Raw genomic sequence first — 17,253 nt, forward strand, 5'->3', positions numbered from 1 at the left:
TCCCGTCAAACCCGCCGGCGGCCCGGGCCGCCGGCAACAACCAGAGGATTACTGTACCCGGCCGACCCAGGCGTCGCTCTTGAACCACTTGTGGTAGAGCCGGTCGTAGCTGCCGTCTTCCCGGATCTGACGCAGGTAGTTGTTGAGGAAATTGAGGAAGTCCCCGTCGCCTTTACGCACTGCCCAGCCCAGCGGACCGTAGGTGAAGGCCTGGTCCAGGTGCACCAGCCGGCCCGGATTCTGGGCGGCGTAGACGGCGTTGTAGCTGATGTCGTAGACGAAGGCGTCGGCCCGGCCGTTGGCCACTTCCTGGGCGGCGTCGGCGGAGCTTTCGAACAGCCGCACCTTGGCCCGGCCCAGGTGGCGCTTGATGGCGTATTCGCCGGTGGTGCCGAGCTGGGCGGTGACGGTGTAGTTTTCATCGTTCAGCTGGCGATAGGAGTCGATGCTGTCGGCCAGTGCCGGGCGGATCAGTACCGTCTGGCCAGCGTCGAAATAGGGCTCGGCGAAGTTGACGCTGAGGTTACGTTCGGGGGTGACCGTCATGCCCAGGATCAGATCGCACTTGTTGGTCTGCAGGGCGGGGATGATGCCGTCCCAGCCGGTGTTGACCGGCACGAACTCGACGTTGACCGACCTGGCCATGGCCTTGGCGATATCGATGTCGAAGCCGATAAAGTCGCCGCCCTTGTCGGTCATTTCGAAGGGCATGTAGCCGGACTCGAAGCAGAAGCGGAATTCACCGGAGCGTTGGATCTGCTCCAGGGTGGAGCCCTGGGCACCGGCGGCGAACAGGCCGAGGCCGCTGCCCAGCAGGAGAAGGCGGAGGGTTGTTTTCATGAGACAGTCCCTGTGGCGAACGAGGCATCGAGGGCGAGGGCCCCGATGGCGATTAACGGAGCCTCGTATTCTAGCGGCTGCGCACGGGGATATTCCGCGTTATCGGGGAAAAAAGCGGGGAGGAACGGCGCCGGCCGGCACCGTTTCCGGCAGGGGGCTCAGTCCCGGGTGCGGCAGCGTTCGGCGGGCACGGAGAGGGCGCGCAGCAGGTACTGCTTGAAGTCCTCGGCGTAGTCCTGAGTCGCCAGCGCCTCGGCCATGCAGGCCAGCCAGGCGTCCCGCTCGGCGGGGCCTATGTCCAGGTGGGCGTGGGCCCGGGGTATGCTGATGGGGCCGTATTTTTCCCGGTAGCGGGGCGGGCCGCCCAGCCAGCCGCACAGGAAGCGGGCCAGCTTGTCGGTGCTCTCGTCGAGGCTGTCCGGATGCATGGCACGGATGGCGGCGGCGTCGGGGCGACGTTCCATGGCGGCATAGAAGGCCTCGGCCAGGCGGCGCAGGCCGCGCTCGCCACCGGCGGCCCGGAAGGAAGTGTCACCCTGCCCGTAGGCGGAAGGCGATGTCATCAGAAGGTCCCCATCAATCATCCGGAATGCCGGTTATTCTGGCCCAAAATGTCCGGTGCGTGAAGTGTCGGGCGCCGTCCTCAGGTCATCTCGCTCGGCGACTTGGGATCTTCCGGATTATGCTGCCCCGCCAGGCGCTGCAGTATCTGCCCCAGCTCCATCGGCAGGGGGAAGACGATGATCTTGCTGTTCTCGCTGCTCACCTCGGTCAGGGTCTGCAGGTAGCGCAACTGTATGGCCTCGGGCTGCTGGGCCAGGATATGGGCGGCTTCCAGCAACTGCCTGGACGCTTCCAGTTCGCCGGTGGCGTGGATCACCTTGGCCCGCCGGGCCCGCTCGGCTTCTGCCTGGCGGGCGATGGCGCGGATCATGGATTCATCGAGATCCACGTGCTTGATTTCCACCGCCGTCACCTTTATGCCCCAGTTGTCGGTGCTTTGATCCAGGATGCGCTGCAGATCGTTGTTGAGGGTATCCCGGGCCGAGAGGATCTCGTCCAGCTCGTGCTGGCCGAGCACGGATCTCATGGTGGTCTGGGCCAGCTGGCTGGTGGCCTCCAGGTAGTTTTCCACGTTGATGATGGCTTTTTGCGGATCCAGCACCCGGAAATAGAGCACCGCATTGACCCGCACCGTGACGTTGTCCCTGGAGATCAGATCCTGGGAGGGCACGTCCATGGTGACGATACGCAGATCCACCCGTACCATTTGCTGCACGAAGGGGATCACCAGGATAAGGCCGGGCCCCTTTATCTTGTAGAAGCGGCCGAGCAGGAAGATCACGCCCCGTTCGTACTCGCGCAGGATGCGGAACATGCTGCTGAGCAGCATGACCACCAGGATCACGATCAGCAGCTGAAAATACAGAAAATCGATCATCATGACTGGGTCTCCTCCAGGGGGGCCACGTTGAGGGTAAGATCTTCCACCGCCAGCACGACGATCGCCTGGTTTGGGGCTATGGGCTGCCGGCTGTGGGCCTGCCAGCGTTCGCCCTGCACCAGCACGGTGCCGGTGGGAGCTATGGGGGTGAGGGCGATGCCCTGCTCGCCGACCATGGCGGCGGTGCCGGACACGGGAGCGGCCCGGCGCTGCTTCACGATGAGCCGCACCACCACCAGGACCAGGGTGAGCGAGAACAGGGTGAAGGCGGCCACGAAGGGCCAGGCGACCCGGAACGCCTGATCCGGGGTGTCGAACAGCAGTACCGAGCCAATGGCAAAGGCCACCAGGCCGCCGCCACCGAGAATACCGAAACTGGGCGACAGGGCCTCGCCCACCATCAGCGCCAGCCCCAGCAACAGCAGGGCCAGGCCGGCGGTGCTCACCGGCAGCATCTGCAGCGCCAGCAGCGCCAGCAGCAGGCAGATGGCGCCGGTCACCCCGGCCACCCCGAAGCCGGGGCTGTAGAATTCCAGCAGTATGCCGTACATGCCCACCAGCATCAGCAGGTAGGCGATATTGGGGTTGGTGATGATGATGATGAAGCGCTGGCGCCAGTCGGGCTGGCGCTGCTCGGCCAGCAGCCCCGTTGTGGCGAAGGTATAGGGCTGGTCGTGGAGCCTGATTTCCCGTCCGTCCAGGGCCTGCAGCAGTTCGGGAATGTCCACCGCCACCAGCTCGATGACCCCCTGCTCCAGGGCCTCGGAGGCGGTGAGGGTGGCGGCCTCGCGCACCGCCTGCTCGGCCCAGTCGGCGTTGCGCCCGCGCAACTGGGCCAGCGACTTGATATAGGCCACGGCGTCGTTCAGGGTCTTGCGCTCCATGGCGCCCCCGTCGGGAGCAGGCTGGTCGCCTTCCCGCTCTTCATCCGCCCGATCCCGAGGCCGCTCGGTGCTGCCGGGAGGGCTTATCTGCACCGGGGTGGCGGCGCCGAGGTGGGTGCCCGGGGCCATGGCGGCGACGTGGCTGGCGTAGAGAATATAGGTACCGGCGGAGGCGGCCCGGGCCCCGCCGGGAGACACGTACACCACCACTGGCACGCTGGACTCGAGCATGGCGCTGATAATATCGCGAGTGGCACTGTACAGGCCGCCGGGGGTATCCATGGTCAGCAGCACCAGGGCGGGTTGCTCGCTCTGGGCCTGATTGAGCTCGGTGACCAGGTAATCGGAAATGCCGGGACCGATGGCGCCCTTGATGTCGATCTGCCAGTAGCGCTCCTGAGCCAGTGCCGGTGAACTCAGCAGCAGCGCCAGCAGCAGCATTCGCCAGTACATGTTCCGGCTCCCCGTTGCCTGCCTACCTATGAGCTTAGCGCACGGATGAGAACTGTCTGTTTTTTAACCGGTGGTGATCTGGTTATCCAGCCATTGCCTCAGGTTAGCGGCCATTTGCTCGCGGCTGTAACGATTGCAGGTGCCGCACAGCTCGCCATTGCATACCTTGTAGCGCAGGCAGCAGTCTTTACGGTGCGGCAGCAACAATTGCCGGTCGGGCCAGTGAAAGTGGGCCCAGTCGATGGCCCCGGCAATGTCGTCGCCAAACAGCGCCATCCATTGCCGTGCCGGAGCCTCGAAACGGGCCGGCTCGGGCAGGGCCATGCCGAGCCGGGTCCAGGGGGCGGCCAGGTAAACGGCACTGTTGCTGGCGATGATGCGGGGTGGCAATTTGTGCCCGCGAAAGTGCCGGTTGATGGCGTGCACCAGGGTTTGCAGGGCGGCGATGCCGGAGCCCCGACCATCCTCGGCATGGCCCTGTCCGGGATCCAGCGACAGGCGGCACGGGGACAGGTCGGGCAATTGGCCATCGAGCAGCCACTGGCAGGCCAAAGGCAGCAGCAGCAGGCCGCACAACCGTTTGTGGGCGAGGGACAGGGGCACCTTGCCCGGTCCGGCCTCAACCTGGGCCAGGGGCTGAGCCAGCCACTGTTCCAGTGGTGTGGCCCCCCGGCCGTTCGATAAGCGGGGCAGTTGTTCCGCGAGGCCGGCGGCGGCGTCTTCTTCCAGAGCCCGGCGATAGCTCAGGTGTAATTGAAAAGCGGACATGATGAAACCATTAAAAACAAAAAATAATAATAATTCTTATTATTAACAAAATAAACAGGGGATGATCCGGGAGGAAGGATGAACATCAGGACGGCAGTCAAAAAGGATCTGACCGCAGTGCACGGGCTGGAGCGAGATGGTTTTGGCGATCACGGCTATCCGGACTTTTTTCTGCGCCAGGCCTGGGATCTGTGGCCGGGCTCCTTGCTGGTGGCCGAGCGTGGCAATGCACTGCTGGGTTACGTACTGGCGGGCCGGGGGGAAGCCGCGACCGAGGGCTGGATATTGTCGCTGGCGGTAGCACCAGCAGCACGGGGGCAAGGGCTGGGCCGGCAGTTGCTGCGGGCGGCGGTGAACGCCCTTGAGGGGCAGGGCTGCCGGCGCATCAAGCTGACGGTCCTGCCCGACAACCCGGCGCTGCACCTTTACCAAAGTCTGGGTTTTGCCGAGGCCGGCCGGGAAGAGGATTACTTCGGCCCCGGTGAACCCCGGCTGCTGATGGTGAAAGCTTAAGCCCGGGCCGCTTGCTCCAGGCTGCGCCAGTCGCTGAACAGATGCACCAGATCACAGACCTTGCGCATGGCGTGCAGGGCAGTGGCGTAGCCCAGCTGCAGGCCGAACAGCCGAACCCCCAGCGCCTCCTTGCCGTGCTCCACCTGAGCCTGCAGCTCCCGGGAGACTTCAAACTCGCCGTCGCTCACCAGCAGAATGTCGGCCTGGCGCCACTCCTGCTGCTGCAGCCGGGTGAGGGCGGCGGTGAGCGGGGTGCTCACATCGGTGCCGCCGCTGAAGGAGCCGCGCAGCATGTCGAGCAGCTCGGGCAGGGTCAGGGTCTGGTTGTCCAGCACCAGCAGTTCACCGGCGCCGCCAAACAGATACACCATACAGCCCCGCTGCTGCTGTTTGGCCAGGCGCAGGGCCTGCAGCACCATGGCCTTGGACACCTGCTCGGCCAGGCCGTGCATGGAGGCGGAGGTGTCGAGGCACAGAATAAGGGGGCCCTGCTGGCTGCCCTTGCCGTGCCCTTCGCCCTTGCCGGCCCGGGGCAGAGGCCAGTCGTTGCCGGCGTCAATGGGCATCACCCCGGCCACGGCGTAGCTGAGCAGGCTTTGCTCGGCCCGGCGGGCGTGCCACAGCATGTGCAATGACGGGTGTCCCAGCAGCGCCGCCTCCAGTGGCAGCATGCGCGACAGGTTATCGGAGCGGGTAATGCCCTGGGTTTCCATGGGAATGCCCGGTAGTCGCCGCTCCCGGGGGCCATTGTCGCGCGGGCTCATCATTTGCTGCAACTGGCTTAAGCTGGCGCTTTGTTCCGGATCCGGGCGCTGCTGGCCCATGAGTTTGAGCAGTTTCTGCAACTGGCGAATGTCCGCCACCCAGCGGGACAGCCTGATCAGATCAAACCAGGCCCTGTCCCGCAGGTGGCCGCTGTCCTTGTCGGTGCCGATGGCCGGGGCTATACCGAATTCCTCGGCCACATCATCCAGCGCTTGCCACAGGCTGATGCGCTGCTGCCACTGCTCTGCCAGCTTGTTGATGGCCCGGCGGGTGTGGCGGGCCCGGGCACGGCGCTCGGCCCGCTCGGGCGTGATGCCCTGCTGACACAGCAGGCCGGCGGTGCCCGGCCAGGCCAGCTCCACCTGCTCCAGCACCAGCAAAACGTCCTGCACAATGGCCCGGGCCACGTCCGGAGTGTCCTTGCAGTATTCCAGCGCACTGGAGCGCACCAGCAACTGGCGAATGCGCCGCTCGGTGCTGGTGCCGAGCCAGCCGCCGGGGGACGGCAGCCGGCCCTTCCCGAGCTCTCTCAGCATGGCCAGCACCTGGTTGGCCCGGGGCAGCAGGCTGCCCAGGGGGTGAGTGACCACCAGGCTGAACAGGCTGTCGGGCAGCTCGCTCAGGGGGGCCAGGCCGGCGGTGTAGGCGGGCGCCATCTCAGCCTTCAACCGGCAGTTCGGCAAAGGCCAGGCGCAGTTGCTGCAACCGCTCGTGCTGGCGGCTGAGGGCGGCCTGTTGCTGCTCCAGCTGGACGCGGGCACGCTCGCCCAGCTCCGGGCTCAGCCACAGGTGCTGGCGCAGACGCTGGCCCAGACCCTGTTGCTGGGTGTCGAGCCATTCGAGATAACGGGCCAGCTCATCAATGCGCTCATCCAGCTGGCGCAGGCGAGAAGCCAGGTGGCTGGCGGGCCAGGCCTTGGGCTGCAGGGCGCTGGGACGCTGGTAGCTTTCCATCAGCGGCTGATACTGATCCCGGTTGCCGCCGAGGTTGCGAATTTCCTGCTCGGTAAACACCGCATCGGGCAGCCGGGGCTGGCGATAGAGCAGCTGGCCGGACTCGTTGCGCTTTTGCCGCTGGCCCTTGGCCTCGATCACCGGCTGGCCCTGTTCGTCCAGATACAGCTGGTAGCCCTGCTCATTGAGGGACGGCAGCACCGGATCGGCGTCCTGATCCAGCCGTTCCTGCCAGCTGTCCACCAGCTCGCTCACCAGTTGCGGGCTGAACCCCGGATCGGCGGCAATGTGCTCGTGCAGCCAGTCGGTGAGGCGGCCCTGCTGCTCTGGCTGTTGCCACAGGCAGTGGGGCAGCAGCCAGGCGTCGAGCAGATCCGCCTGTGGCTGGCCGTTGCAGCAGGCCGACACCTTGAGCAGCTTGACCACCTTGCGCCAGCGCCGGTCGGACACAGGAATGTCCTGCTCGGCCAGAAAACGGCGCAGGCTGTGCAGCAGGCGAATAAGCGCCGGCGACAGGGGCAGCTGTTCGGCATGTTTGCGCAGCGCAGCCAGCTCCTCGCCGGTCAGGCGCAGGCTCGGGTCCGGGGCCTGATAGCTGTGGCTCAGGGTGAGCAGGGCGGTAAAGGCCTCGTCGCCCACCGGGGCCACCTGATAACGCAACAGAAAACGGTCGTAGAGGGCGTTGAGCTCGGCTCCTTCCGGCAGCTCGTTGCTGGCGGCAATCACCGACACCAGGGGCACCGGCAGGCGCTCGTTGCCGTTGTCGAACTGGCGCTCGTTGAGCAGCGTCAGCAGGCTGTTGAGAATGGCGCTGTTGGCCTTGAAGATTTCGTCGATAAAGGCGATGGAAGCTTCCGGCAGGTAGCCCTGAGTCTGACGCAGGTAGCGGTCCTGCTCCAGCGCCTTGATGGACAGCGGGCCAAACAGCTCTTCCGGCACCGAAAAGCGGGTGAGCAGGCGTTCAAAATAGCTGCCATCGGCCATCAGGGTGTACAGCCGGCGCGACAGCTCGCTCTTGGCGGTGCCGGGCGGGCCCAGCAGCAGCAGGTGCTCGCCGGAAAGGGCTGCCAACAGGGCCAGCCGGGCCGGGGTTTCCCGCTCCAGTAGCCCCTGCTGCAGGTGTTCGATCAATGCGGCGATACGGTTTTTTACATCCATGTGCCCAGCCTGTGATGATATTGTATTAAGAAGTTGCAATTATTGTACTTAAAAAGCCGAGTCTGACCAGCCGGGATCAAAAAAGCCGGTGCGGGGCACCGGCGGTGGCATGAGAGACAAGGGGCTCAGAACTGCCAGTTGACCGACAGGTTGGCGTTGCGCGGCGCGCCATAGAACGCCTGATCCGCGCCCCAGTAGAGGCTGGTGAGGTATTTCTCGTCGGTCAGGTTGTGGATGTTGAGGGTGGCGGCAAGCCGGGGCGTGAACTCGTATTTCGCCATCAGCCCGAGCAGGGCGTAGCTGTCCTGCTTCGCCAGGTTGCCGTTGCCGTCCAGCGCCTCGATGTCGTCCTGCCATTTCAGGTTGGCGCCCACCTTCAGCTGCTCCATGGCCGGCAGCCGGTAGCTGGTGGCGACCTTGACCAGCTGGCTGGGGGTGTAGCGCTTGGCACCGTTGCCCTGGTTGTCCTCGATGTCCACGTAGCTGTAACCGGCGTTGGCTTCCCAGCCCGGCAGTATTTCCCCGGCCAGCTCCAGCTCCACGCCCTTGCTGGTCATGCCGTCCACCGCCAGGTAGAGGGTGGTGGTGCCGCTGGTGCCCGCCACTTCGGCCACATTGCTCTGCTCGGTGCGGAACAGCGCCAGGTTGGCGTTGAGCCGGCCGTCGAGCCATTCGCCCTTGAGGCCGGTCTCGATGGTGTGGCCTTCGATGGGGTCGAGTCGGTCGCCGTTGGCGTCGATCTCGAACTGGGGGGTGAAGATCTCGGTGTAGCTGGCGTAGGCCGAATAGTTCAGGTTCAGGTCGTACACCAGGCCGGCGTAAGGCACCAGCACCCCGTTATATTCGTTGACCTTGTCCTTGCCGTAGCTGGTGCCGTGGCTGTCCCAGTTGGACAGCCGGGCGCCGGCGAGCAGGGTGAGGTCGTCGGTCAGGCTGAAGCGGGCGGCGGTATAGAGGCTGGTCTCCTTGTCGGTCCAGTTGCTGCCGCCGCCGTCGATGGTGAACGCGGGCTTGGGATAGTTGCCGTTCCAGCCGTGCAGATCGCCGACTTCGGTGCCCAGGGTATCGCCGTGCCAGGAGTGATCCCGGGTGTTGGCCCTGGACCAGCCGGCGCCGGCCACCAGCTCATGCTCGCGCCCGCCCAGGGTGAAGGGGCCGGAGGCATAGAGATCGACGATGTCCTGCCGGGTCTTGAAGTGGTACTGGCTGGGGTAGCTGAACACCCCGGCCTGGGTAGCGCGATTCGGGTTGCCGTAAACGTAGAACAGCTCGGAGTCGGACTCGTTTTCCACGTGGGAGTAGACCGCCTTGGCGCTCCAGCCGTTGCCCAGCTCCTGGGCCAGCTCCACGAAGCTGCGGTTATCCTTGACGTCCCAGTAGGCCCAGTCGGCGGCGCTGCTGTCGGAGCGGCTGTAGTCGGTGCGGGTGCCGTCGCTGTAGAACAGCGGCAGCGAGCCCCACAGCGGGCTGTCGGCGTTGTTCTGCTGGTAGCTGTGGCCCAGGGTGAGCAGGGTGCTGTCGGTCAGATCCGCTTCCACCACGCCGTAGAAGAGCCCGCGCTGCTGCTGGTAGCGATCCAGGTAGGACTCCTTCTCCTGGCCGGCCACCACCAGGCGGGCGCGGACCCGTTCGCTGATGGCGCCGGAGATGTCGCCGTCCAGCCGGCGGTAGTCCCAGGAGCCGACGCTGGCCCTGGCCGAAGCCTGGAATTCCTGGGTGGGGCGCTTTCGCACGAAGTTGACGGTGGCGGAGGGCTGGCCGGCGCCGCTCATCAGGCCGTTGGCGCCCTTGAGCACCTCCACCTTGTCGTAGAGGACGGTGTCCAGATCGCCCGAGACGTTGCCGTAGACCAGGGGCGCGCCGACGCCGTCAAACTGGAAGTTGGTGATGTCGAAGCCGCGGGCGGTGAAGTAGGTGCGGTCGGTTTCGACCCGCTCGACATTGACGCCGTTGGTGTTGTCGAGCACCGCGTTGACGTCGTTGAGGGCGAAGTCGTCCATCTTGGTGCGGGTGGTCACCGACACCGCCTGCGGGGTTTCCCGGATCGACAGGTTGAGCTTGGTGGCGGTGCGGCTGTTTTTGGTGGTGTAGCTGTCGCTGCCTTCGGTGACGTCGTTCTCGCGCTCGGCGTTGACGGTCACGGTGCTCAGCACCAGCGCCTCCTGGGCCAGGGCGGGCGCCAGGGTGCCGGTGGCGAGCAGGGCGGCTATCATCCGGGATATATGTTTCTTCTGAAACGGCATGTCCTGATTTCTCCTGATTAATTATATAAACATAAAAGTAAATAGTTCGTATTTATTGTGTTGGGCGCGTTGGTGCCGGCATGTCGGTGGCTGGCCGCCGGAGCGGCCGGAACAGCGCCGCGCGCTTTTATCCCGTCGTTAACCGCCCGTTTCCGGGCAGGCATTCAGGCGACCGGCCAGGGGCCGGCCGCGGTACTCACACCGCCCGCTTGCGGGCCAGCAGGTAAATAAAGTAGCTGCCGCCCATGATGGAGGCGAGGGTGCCGGCGGGCAGCTGCATGGGGTAGAGCAGCACCCGGCCCAGCCAGTCCGACAGCAGCATCAGCGCCATGCCGAGCAGGGAGGCCAGCAGCAGCTGGCTGCCGGCCTTGCGCGCGCCCAACAGGCTCGCCATGTGCGGCGCCAGCAGGCCGACGAAGGCCACCGGCCCCATCACCGCCGTGACCAGGGCGCAGATCACCGAGACCAGCACCAGCAGCAGCACCCGGGTGCGATCCAGGGCCAGGCCGCGGCCGAGGGCGATGCCGTCGCCGATGGACACCAGCGTCAGGCCGCGGCCCGAGGCCAGGGCCAGCAGCCAGGTGAGCAGTATGCCGGCGGTGAGCCAGCCGGCCTGGGCTTCGCTCACCCGGTAGGTCGAGCCCGACAGCCAGCCGAGGATGGCGAACACCTGATCGTTGCCCTTGGCCAGGGTGAACTGCAGCAGGGCGTCGAGGAAGGCGGCGAGAGCGATGCCCACCAGCGCCATCATCGCCGGGGCGTAGCCGTGGCGGCGGCCGAGCAGCAGCAGTATGGCCAGCACCGCCATGCTGCCGCCGAAGGCCAGTAGCGGGCCGCCGTCGTGGATGGAGTTGCCGCCGAGCAGCACCCCCAGCACCAGCGCCAGGGTGGCGCCGGCGGAGATGCCCATGATGTCCGGGCTGGCCAGGGGGTTGCGGATCAGCCGCTGCAGTATCACCCCGGCCACCGCCAGGCCGGCGCCGGCGCAGGCGGCGGTGAGCAGGCGCGGCCAGCGCAGCGACCACAGCAGCTCATCGGGCCAGGACCACTGCCAGCCCTGGCCGGCGGGCGCCAGGGTCAGGTTGACCAGGAGCAGGGCCAGGATGGCGGTCGCCACCGCCAGCCAATGACTCCGGGTGACCCGCCAGCGCTCGCCGGGCAGGCGGATGGCGCTCTGATCCTGGGCATGCATCCGGCTGCGCAGCAGCCACAACAGGGCGGGCGCGCCGATCAGCGCCGCCGCCGCGCCGCTCGGCACCAGATCGGTGGAAACCCGGCTGAAGCCCAGGGCGATAGCGTCGGTGGCCAGCAGCAGCAGGCCGCCGAGCAGGGTGGAAAAGAGCAGCTCGTCGCGGGCGGTGCGGGCGCCGAAAAAGCGCGCCATGTTGGGGGTGAGCAGGCCGATAAAGCCGATCAGGCCGACGGCGGTGGTGGCGAGCGAACTCAGCCAGAGCGCGGCCACCAGCAGGGCGAGCAGCACCGGCCACAGGCTCATGCCCCGGGCGCGGGCGGCGTCGTCTCCCAGGCGCAGCAGGGTCAGCGGCCGGGGCGCGAACAGCGCCAGAGCCACCGCCACCGGCAGCAACCGGGGCAGCAGCCAGAGCACCCAGTGCCAGTCGGTCTGGGCCAGATCGCCGGCGCCCCAGATAAAGAGGTTGCGGGTGTACTGATCGTTGAGCAGCACCAGCCCCGAGGCCAGGGCGCCCAGCAGCAGGTTGACCGCCATGCCCGCCAGCACCACCGGCAGGCCGCGGATGCCGTGGCGACCGGCGATCAGCAGCACCAGCGCCGCCGACAGCGCCGCCCCCAGCAGGGCAATCCAGTGGCCGTGGCTGGCCGCCAGGGCGGGCGCCCAGACGGCGGCGCACACCAGCGCCAGCCAGGCGCCGGACGAGGCGCCCAGGGTCATGGGCGACACCAGCCGGTTCTGGGTGAGCTGCTGCAAGACGCTGCCGGAAAGTCCCAGGGCGCCGCCCACCAGCAGCGCCATGGCCACCCGGGGCAGGGCGCTGTAGAAAAACTGGAATTCCGCGAACTGCTCGGGCTCGGCGCCCCACAGCAGGGCCCATTGCCCGGCGAGGGGGACCGTCGGCTCCAGATGCAGGTGCAACAGGGCCAGCGCCAGCAGGGCGGCCGGCAGCAACAGGTAGCGGCTCATTCCTTCGGCACGCTCAGCAGGGCCCGGGTCAGGTTGTCGGCCAGGTAGCCGAGGGACATGACGCCGCCGTAGGTCCAGGTGGAGGGCACCGCCGCCAGCCGGCCGGCACGGGCAAAGGGCATGGCCCGCCACAGCGGGGTGGCGAACAGCTTGTCCGCCTCGGGGAAGGGCTCGATATAGAGCACCACGCCGTCGCGGATGGCGCCCAGATCGGTCAGCTTTTTCTGCACCTGGCCCCACTGGCTCACCGGCTGGGGCAGGGCGGGAGCGATACCGAGGCGTTCCAGGGCATACTGGGGCATGCCGTTGTCGCCGTAGATGCGCACATGGCTGCTGTCCATCAGCCGCACCACGGTCACCCTGGGCAAGGTGTCGCCGAAGTGGGCGTGCAGCCGGGCCTTCAGTTGGTCGAAGCCCTGCTCCAGCTCGGCCAGGCGTTGCTCGGCCCGCTCCTCCCGGTCCAGCACCCTGGCCAGGCTCAGGAACACCCGGCGGGCGGCCTCGGCGTTGTTGTGCCCGCTGCTGAAACTCTCGAAGTGCAGCACGGGGGCTATCTGGGACAGGCGGGGCACCAGATCCCCTTGCTGGTCACCGCTGATGATGAGATCGGGCTTGAGTTCCGCCAGCCGCTCCAGGTTGGGCTCCTGGCGCATGCCGACGTCCTCGACCCCGGCGGGCAGGGCCGGCTGCACCACCCATTCCCGGTAGCCGGTGACGTCGGCCACCGCCAGCGGGGTGACGCCCAGCTCCAGCAGGTGCTCGGCGGCGGCCCAGTTGAGGGCGACCACCCGCTGCGGCGCAGAGGTGAATTCGTGGCGGCCCAGGCTGTCGGTAACGTCAATGGCCTGCGCCTTGAAAGCGGCAAGGAGGAGCAACAACAGGGTAAGGGGTGTGTTCATCAACATGACTCAGGCGACAACGGCGATCTTTTCATCCTGGTCCGGATGGTCGATCAGGCGAATGGGAATGTTATAGAGCTCGGACAGCAGCCGCTCCGACATCAGCTCGGCCGGGGCGCGGTCGAACAGCAGCCGGCCCCGTTTCAGGGCGACGATGCGATCGGCGAAGCGCAGCGCCAGGTTGAGATCGTGCAGGATCACGATAACCCCCCGGCCCTGCTCCCGGTTGAGGGTTTGCAGCAGTTTGAGCAGTTCGTACTGGTGGCTGAGATCCAGCGCCGAGGTGGGCTCGTCCAGCAGCAACAGCGGCGACTGCTGGGCCAGCAGCATGGCCACCCAGGCCCGCTGGCGCTCGCCGCCGGAGAGCAGATCGGCCTGGTGCTCGGCATGCTGGCCGACCCGGGTATGGCTCATGGCCTCTTCCACCAGGGCATGGTCGGCGCGTTGCCAGCGGCCCAGCATGCCGCGCCAGGGAAACCGGCCCAGCCGCACCAGCTCGCGCACGTTCAGCCCGGCCACTTCCGGCAGGCGCTGGGGCAGAAAGGCGATGCGGCGGGCGAATTCGCGCTGGGAATAGTGGCCGAGGGGCCGGCCGTCGAGGGCGATGCGGCCCTCGTCCGGCGGCATCTGCCGGGCCAGCAGCTTCATCAGCGTCGACTTGCCCGAGCCGTTGTGGCCGAGGATGACGGTAAAGGCATCCGCCGCCAGGGACAGCTCGTCCAGGCTTAAAATGGTCCTGTTATCGCGGTGTACGCGGATACCTTGCAGTTCCAGCATGATAAAGGAAAGGTTGGTAAGCAATGGTGTTTATGATAGTGATATTGATTATCAATTATCAAGCGGTTTGTCGCCGCGTTGCTGCAGGCAGGATAAAACAAAAAGCCCCGCGCGGGGCGGGGCTTTTTACCGGTGTGCCGTTCAGGCGGCCTTGTTGAGCATGGAGTCGTCGAAGCTGGCTTTGTTGACCACCAGCTCCAGCGGATCGAAGTCGTCCACGTTGATGGTGCGCAGCCGGCTGGCTTCCGCCGCTGTCAGCAGGGCCGCTTCCTCCTGGCTGATGGCACCGGCGGCCAGGGCTTCTTCCGCCAGCTGGTCGAGCATGGTAAAGGGGCGGCGGCCGACGGCCCTGGTGGCCTTGTCGAACACCGGCTCGGCGCGCAGGATGTCGGTGAGCGCCTGCTCCAGCATGCCGAGCGGGTTGCCTTCCTCGGCGGTGAGGTAGAGGTCACCGGCCAGGCTGTTGCGGGCCAGGCCCGGGGTTTGCAGCAGGCGGGCCACCTGGTGATCCAGCCGGTCGGAGGGGCGCTTGAGCGGCGCGCCAAAGGGCATCAGTAGCAGCTTGAGTACCCTGCCGAGGCCGCGGGCGGGGAAGTTGTCGAGCAGCTCCACCAGCGCCACCTGGGCCCGGTAGAGGCCGTCCTGGCAGGCCCAGTGCACCAGCGGCAGCACCTCGGCCGGGCGGCCCTCGTCGTTGAAGCGCTTGAGGGTGGCGGACACCAGGTAGAGCTGGCTGAGGATGTCGCCGAGGCGTGCCGACAAGCGCTCCTTGCGCTTGAGCTCGCCGCCCAGGGTGGCCATGGCCAGGTCGGACAGCAGGCCCAGGTTGGCGGACAGCCGGTTCATCTGGCGGTAGTAGCGGGCGGTGGCGTCCTTCACCGGCGCCGGGCTCAGGCGGGCGCCGGTCAGGCCGAACCAGGCGCTGCGTGCGAAGTTGCCCAGGGCGAAGCCGAGATGGCCGAACAGGGCCCGGTCGAACTGGGCCAGCGCCTTTTTGGCGTCCGGCTCCTGCACCGACAGCATCTCCGCCAGCACGTAGGGATGGCAGCGGATGGCACCCTGGCCGTAGATGATCATGCTGCGGGTCAGGATATTGGCGCCTTCCACCGTGATGGCGATGGGCGCGCCCTGGTAGCCCCGGGCCAGGTAGTTGTTGGGCCCCATGCAGATGCCCTTGCCGCCGTGGATGTCCATGGCGTCGATAATACTGCGCTGGCTGCGGTCGGTGAGGTGGTACTTGACGATGGCGGAGATCACCGAGGGCTTCTCGCCCAGATCGATGCCGGTCACGGTGAGCATGCTGGCCGCGTCCGACAGGTAGGCGTTGCCGCCCAGGCGGGCCAGCGGCTCTTCGATGCCTTCCATCCTGCCGATGGGCAACTTGAACTGGCGGCGGATGCGGCTGTAGGCGCCGGAGGCCAGGGCCGACACCCGGCTGCCGGCGGTGCCGTTGGAGGGCAGGGTGATACCCCGGCCGACGGACAGGCATTCCACCAGCATGCGCCAGCCCTGGCCGGCCATCTCCTGGCCGCCGATGATGGTGTCGATGGGCACGAACACGTCCTTGCCCTGGGTGGGCCCGTTCTGGAAGGGCACGTTGAGCGGGAAGTGGCGGCGGCCGATGTTTACCCCCGGGGTACTGGTGGGGATGAGCGCGCAGGTGATGCCGAGCTCTTCCTCGCCGCCCAGCAGCTGTTCCGGGTCGCGCAGCTTGAACGCCAGCCCCAGCACGGTGGCCACCGGGGCCAGGGTAATGTAGCGTTTGTTCCAGGTGATGCGCATGCCGAGCACCTCTTTACCCTGCCATTCGCCCAAGCACACCACGCCATAATCCGGAATGGCGCCGGCGTCCGAGCCCGCCTCCGGGCTGGTGAGGGCGAAGCAGGGGATTTCCTCGCCCCGGGCCAGGCGCGGCAGGTAATGGTCTTTCTGCGCCTTGGTGCCGTAGTGCTGCAGCAGCTCGCCGGGGCCGAGGGAGTTGGGCACGCCCACGGTGGAGGCCAGTACGGCGCTGGTGCTGCACAACTTTTGCAGTACCCGCGACTGGGCATAGGCGGAGAATTCGAGGCCGCCGTATTCCTTCTTGATGATCATGGCGAAGAACTTGTGTTCTTTCAGGTAGGCCCAGACTTCCGGCGACAGATCCGCACGCTCGTGGGTGACTTCCCAGTCGTTGGTCATGCGGCATACGGTCTCCACCGGGCCGTCCAGGAAGGCCTGCTCTTCCTCGCTCAGGCGGGGGCGGGGATAGTTGTGCAGGGTCTGCCAGTCGGGCTTGCCACGGAACAGCTCGGCTTCCCACCAGGTGGTGCCAGCCTCGATGGCTTCCTTCTCGGTGCGCGACATCTCCGGCATCAGCCCCTTGTATACCTTGAACAGCGGCCGGCTCAGCAGGCCGTGGCGCAGGGCCGGCAGGTTGAGCACCCCGGCCACGACAGCGAACAGCAGCCAGACAAGCGGGCCCACCTCGCCGAGCAGGGTACCGATGGCCAGGATCAGGGCGGTAAGCAGGGACGCCGTCACCAGCCGGCTCTGGCGATAGGCCAGGGTGCCCCAGGTGATCAGCAGCAGCAATGCGGTAACCATAAACGACTCCTTGTACTCTGTTAGGTAAGAGGTCTGACCTGCTTGTTTTGCCTAGTTGTAATTCATACGAGTGTTTAAATCAAGCTGCGCAGTCGTTATCAAAGTGTATATCCTGAGCCGGGTCTGGAAGACCGCCGTTCCGGCGGGCTCCAGCCTGCCGGCTCTCCGCTTCCCGACTTTGGCCACTTGTGCCAAAATGCCCCTTTACCGCAAGTGAGAGGCCATTTCATGTACCAGGATCTGATCCGCAACGAACTCACCGAAGCCGCCGAGGTGCTGAACCGCTTCCTGGCCGACGACGCCAATATCGCCGCCATCGAGCGGGCGGCCAAACTGCTGGCCGACAGCTTCAAGGCCGGCGGCAAGGTGCTCTCCTGCGGCAACGGTGGCTCCCACTGCGATGCCATGCACTTTGCCGAGGAGCTGACCGGCCGCTACCGGGAAAACCGTCCCGGCTACCCGGCCATCGCCATTTCCGATCCCAGCCACATCTCCTGCGTGTCCAACGACTTCGGCTACGAGTACGTGTTTTCCCGCTACCTGGAAGCGGTGGGCCGCGAGGGCGACGTGTTGTTCGGCCTGTCCACCAGCGGCAACTCCGGCAATATCCTCAAGGCGATAGAAGCGGCTCGGGCCAAGGGCATGCAGGTGATAGCGCTCACCGGCAAGGACGGCGGCAAGATGGCCGGCCTGGCGGACGTGGAAATCCGGGTGCCCCACTTCGGTTATGCGGATCGCATCCAGGAGGTGCATATCAAGATTATCCACATCCTGATCCAGCTGGTAGAAAAAGAGATGGAGCAAGGGTAAG

At 66.3% G+C, this 17,253-nt stretch carries 14 protein-coding genes; 2 read left to right on the forward strand and 12 right to left on the reverse strand.

Annotated elements, in window-relative coordinates; genetic code table 11:
* Positions 1–48: 48 nt before the first annotated feature.
* From C7I36_RS05430 to C7I36_RS05450, 5 genes are all read right to left on the reverse strand, one after another.
* The gene (locus C7I36_RS05430; protein WP_106452710.1) at positions 49–840 is read right to left on the reverse strand and encodes a transporter substrate-binding domain-containing protein; all 792 of its coding nucleotides are present in this window, start codon (positions 838–840) and stop codon (positions 49–51) included.
* Between the two features lie 158 nt (positions 841–998).
* Positions 999–1,403, reverse strand: coding sequence for a group II truncated hemoglobin (locus C7I36_RS05435; protein ID WP_106452752.1), 405 nt, complete (start codon positions 1,401–1,403; stop codon positions 999–1,001).
* Between the two features lie 80 nt (positions 1,404–1,483).
* Positions 1,484–2,284, reverse strand: coding sequence for a slipin family protein (locus tag C7I36_RS05440; protein WP_106452711.1), 801 nt, complete (start codon positions 2,282–2,284; stop codon positions 1,484–1,486).
* On the reverse strand, positions 2,281–3,621 hold the full coding sequence (locus C7I36_RS05445) for an NfeD family protein (protein WP_106452712.1): 1,341 nt from the start codon (positions 3,619–3,621) through the stop codon (positions 2,281–2,283). Before C7I36_RS05445 ends, C7I36_RS05440 begins: the two co-directional genes overlap by 4 nt.
* Positions 3,622–3,684: 63 nt before the next feature.
* Positions 3,685–4,389 (reverse strand): (2Fe-2S)-binding protein, encoded by a 705-nt coding sequence (locus tag C7I36_RS05450; protein ID WP_106452713.1) that lies wholly within the window; start codon positions 4,387–4,389, stop codon positions 3,685–3,687.
* Positions 4,390–4,467: 78 nt separating this feature from the next.
* On the opposite strand from C7I36_RS05450, the gene C7I36_RS05455 reads away from it, so the two are divergent.
* Positions 4,468–4,902, forward strand: a complete 435-nt coding sequence (locus C7I36_RS05455) for a GNAT family N-acetyltransferase (RefSeq protein ID WP_106452714.1) — start codon at positions 4,468–4,470, stop codon at positions 4,900–4,902.
* Here C7I36_RS05455 and C7I36_RS05460 read toward each other — a convergent pair.
* The 7 genes from C7I36_RS05460 to fadE all read right to left on the reverse strand — a co-directional run bounded on the left by C7I36_RS05460 (position 4,899) and on the right by fadE (position 16,442).
* Complete coding sequence (locus C7I36_RS05460) at positions 4,899–6,323, reverse strand: VWA domain-containing protein (RefSeq protein ID WP_106452715.1); 1,425 nt, start codon at positions 6,321–6,323, stop codon at positions 4,899–4,901. The genes C7I36_RS05455 and C7I36_RS05460 overlap by 4 nt on opposite strands.
* 1 nt (position 6,324) lies before the next feature.
* The gene (locus C7I36_RS05465) at positions 6,325–7,779 is read right to left on the reverse strand and encodes an AAA family ATPase (RefSeq protein ID WP_106452716.1); all 1,455 of its coding nucleotides are present in this window, start codon (positions 7,777–7,779) and stop codon (positions 6,325–6,327) included.
* Between the two features lie 125 nt (positions 7,780–7,904).
* The gene (locus C7I36_RS05470; RefSeq protein ID WP_245880038.1) at positions 7,905–10,022 is read right to left on the reverse strand and encodes a TonB-dependent siderophore receptor; all 2,118 of its coding nucleotides are present in this window, start codon (positions 10,020–10,022) and stop codon (positions 7,905–7,907) included.
* Between the two features lie 196 nt (positions 10,023–10,218).
* Complete coding sequence (gene fhuB / locus C7I36_RS05475) at positions 10,219–12,180, reverse strand: Fe(3+)-hydroxamate ABC transporter permease FhuB (protein ID WP_106452717.1); 1,962 nt, start codon at positions 12,178–12,180, stop codon at positions 10,219–10,221.
* A complete protein-coding gene (locus C7I36_RS05480) occupies positions 12,177–13,079 on the reverse strand; it encodes an iron-siderophore ABC transporter substrate-binding protein (RefSeq protein ID WP_245880039.1) in 903 nt (300 codons plus the stop codon). The genes fhuB and C7I36_RS05480 overlap by 4 nt, the downstream gene beginning before the upstream one ends.
* Positions 13,080–13,088: 9 nt before the next feature.
* Positions 13,089–13,856: an ABC transporter ATP-binding protein gene (locus C7I36_RS05485; RefSeq protein WP_106452755.1), complete on the reverse strand. Its 768-nt coding sequence runs from the start codon at positions 13,854–13,856 to the stop codon at positions 13,089–13,091.
* A 141-nt stretch (positions 13,857–13,997) separates the two neighbouring features.
* Positions 13,998–16,442, reverse strand: a complete 2,445-nt coding sequence (fadE, locus tag C7I36_RS05490; protein WP_106452718.1) for an acyl-CoA dehydrogenase FadE — start codon at positions 16,440–16,442, stop codon at positions 13,998–14,000.
* Between the two features lie 228 nt (positions 16,443–16,670).
* Between fadE and lpcA the strand changes: the two genes are divergently transcribed.
* Positions 16,671–17,252: a D-sedoheptulose 7-phosphate isomerase gene (gene lpcA, locus C7I36_RS05495; RefSeq protein WP_106452719.1), complete on the forward strand. Its 582-nt coding sequence runs from the start codon at positions 16,671–16,673 to the stop codon at positions 17,250–17,252.
* Position 17,253 lies beyond the last annotated feature (1 nt).

It is taken from the genome of Zobellella taiwanensis (genome assembly GCF_003012795.1).
GTDB lineage: Bacteria > Pseudomonadota > Gammaproteobacteria > Enterobacterales > Aeromonadaceae > Oceanimonas > Oceanimonas taiwanensis.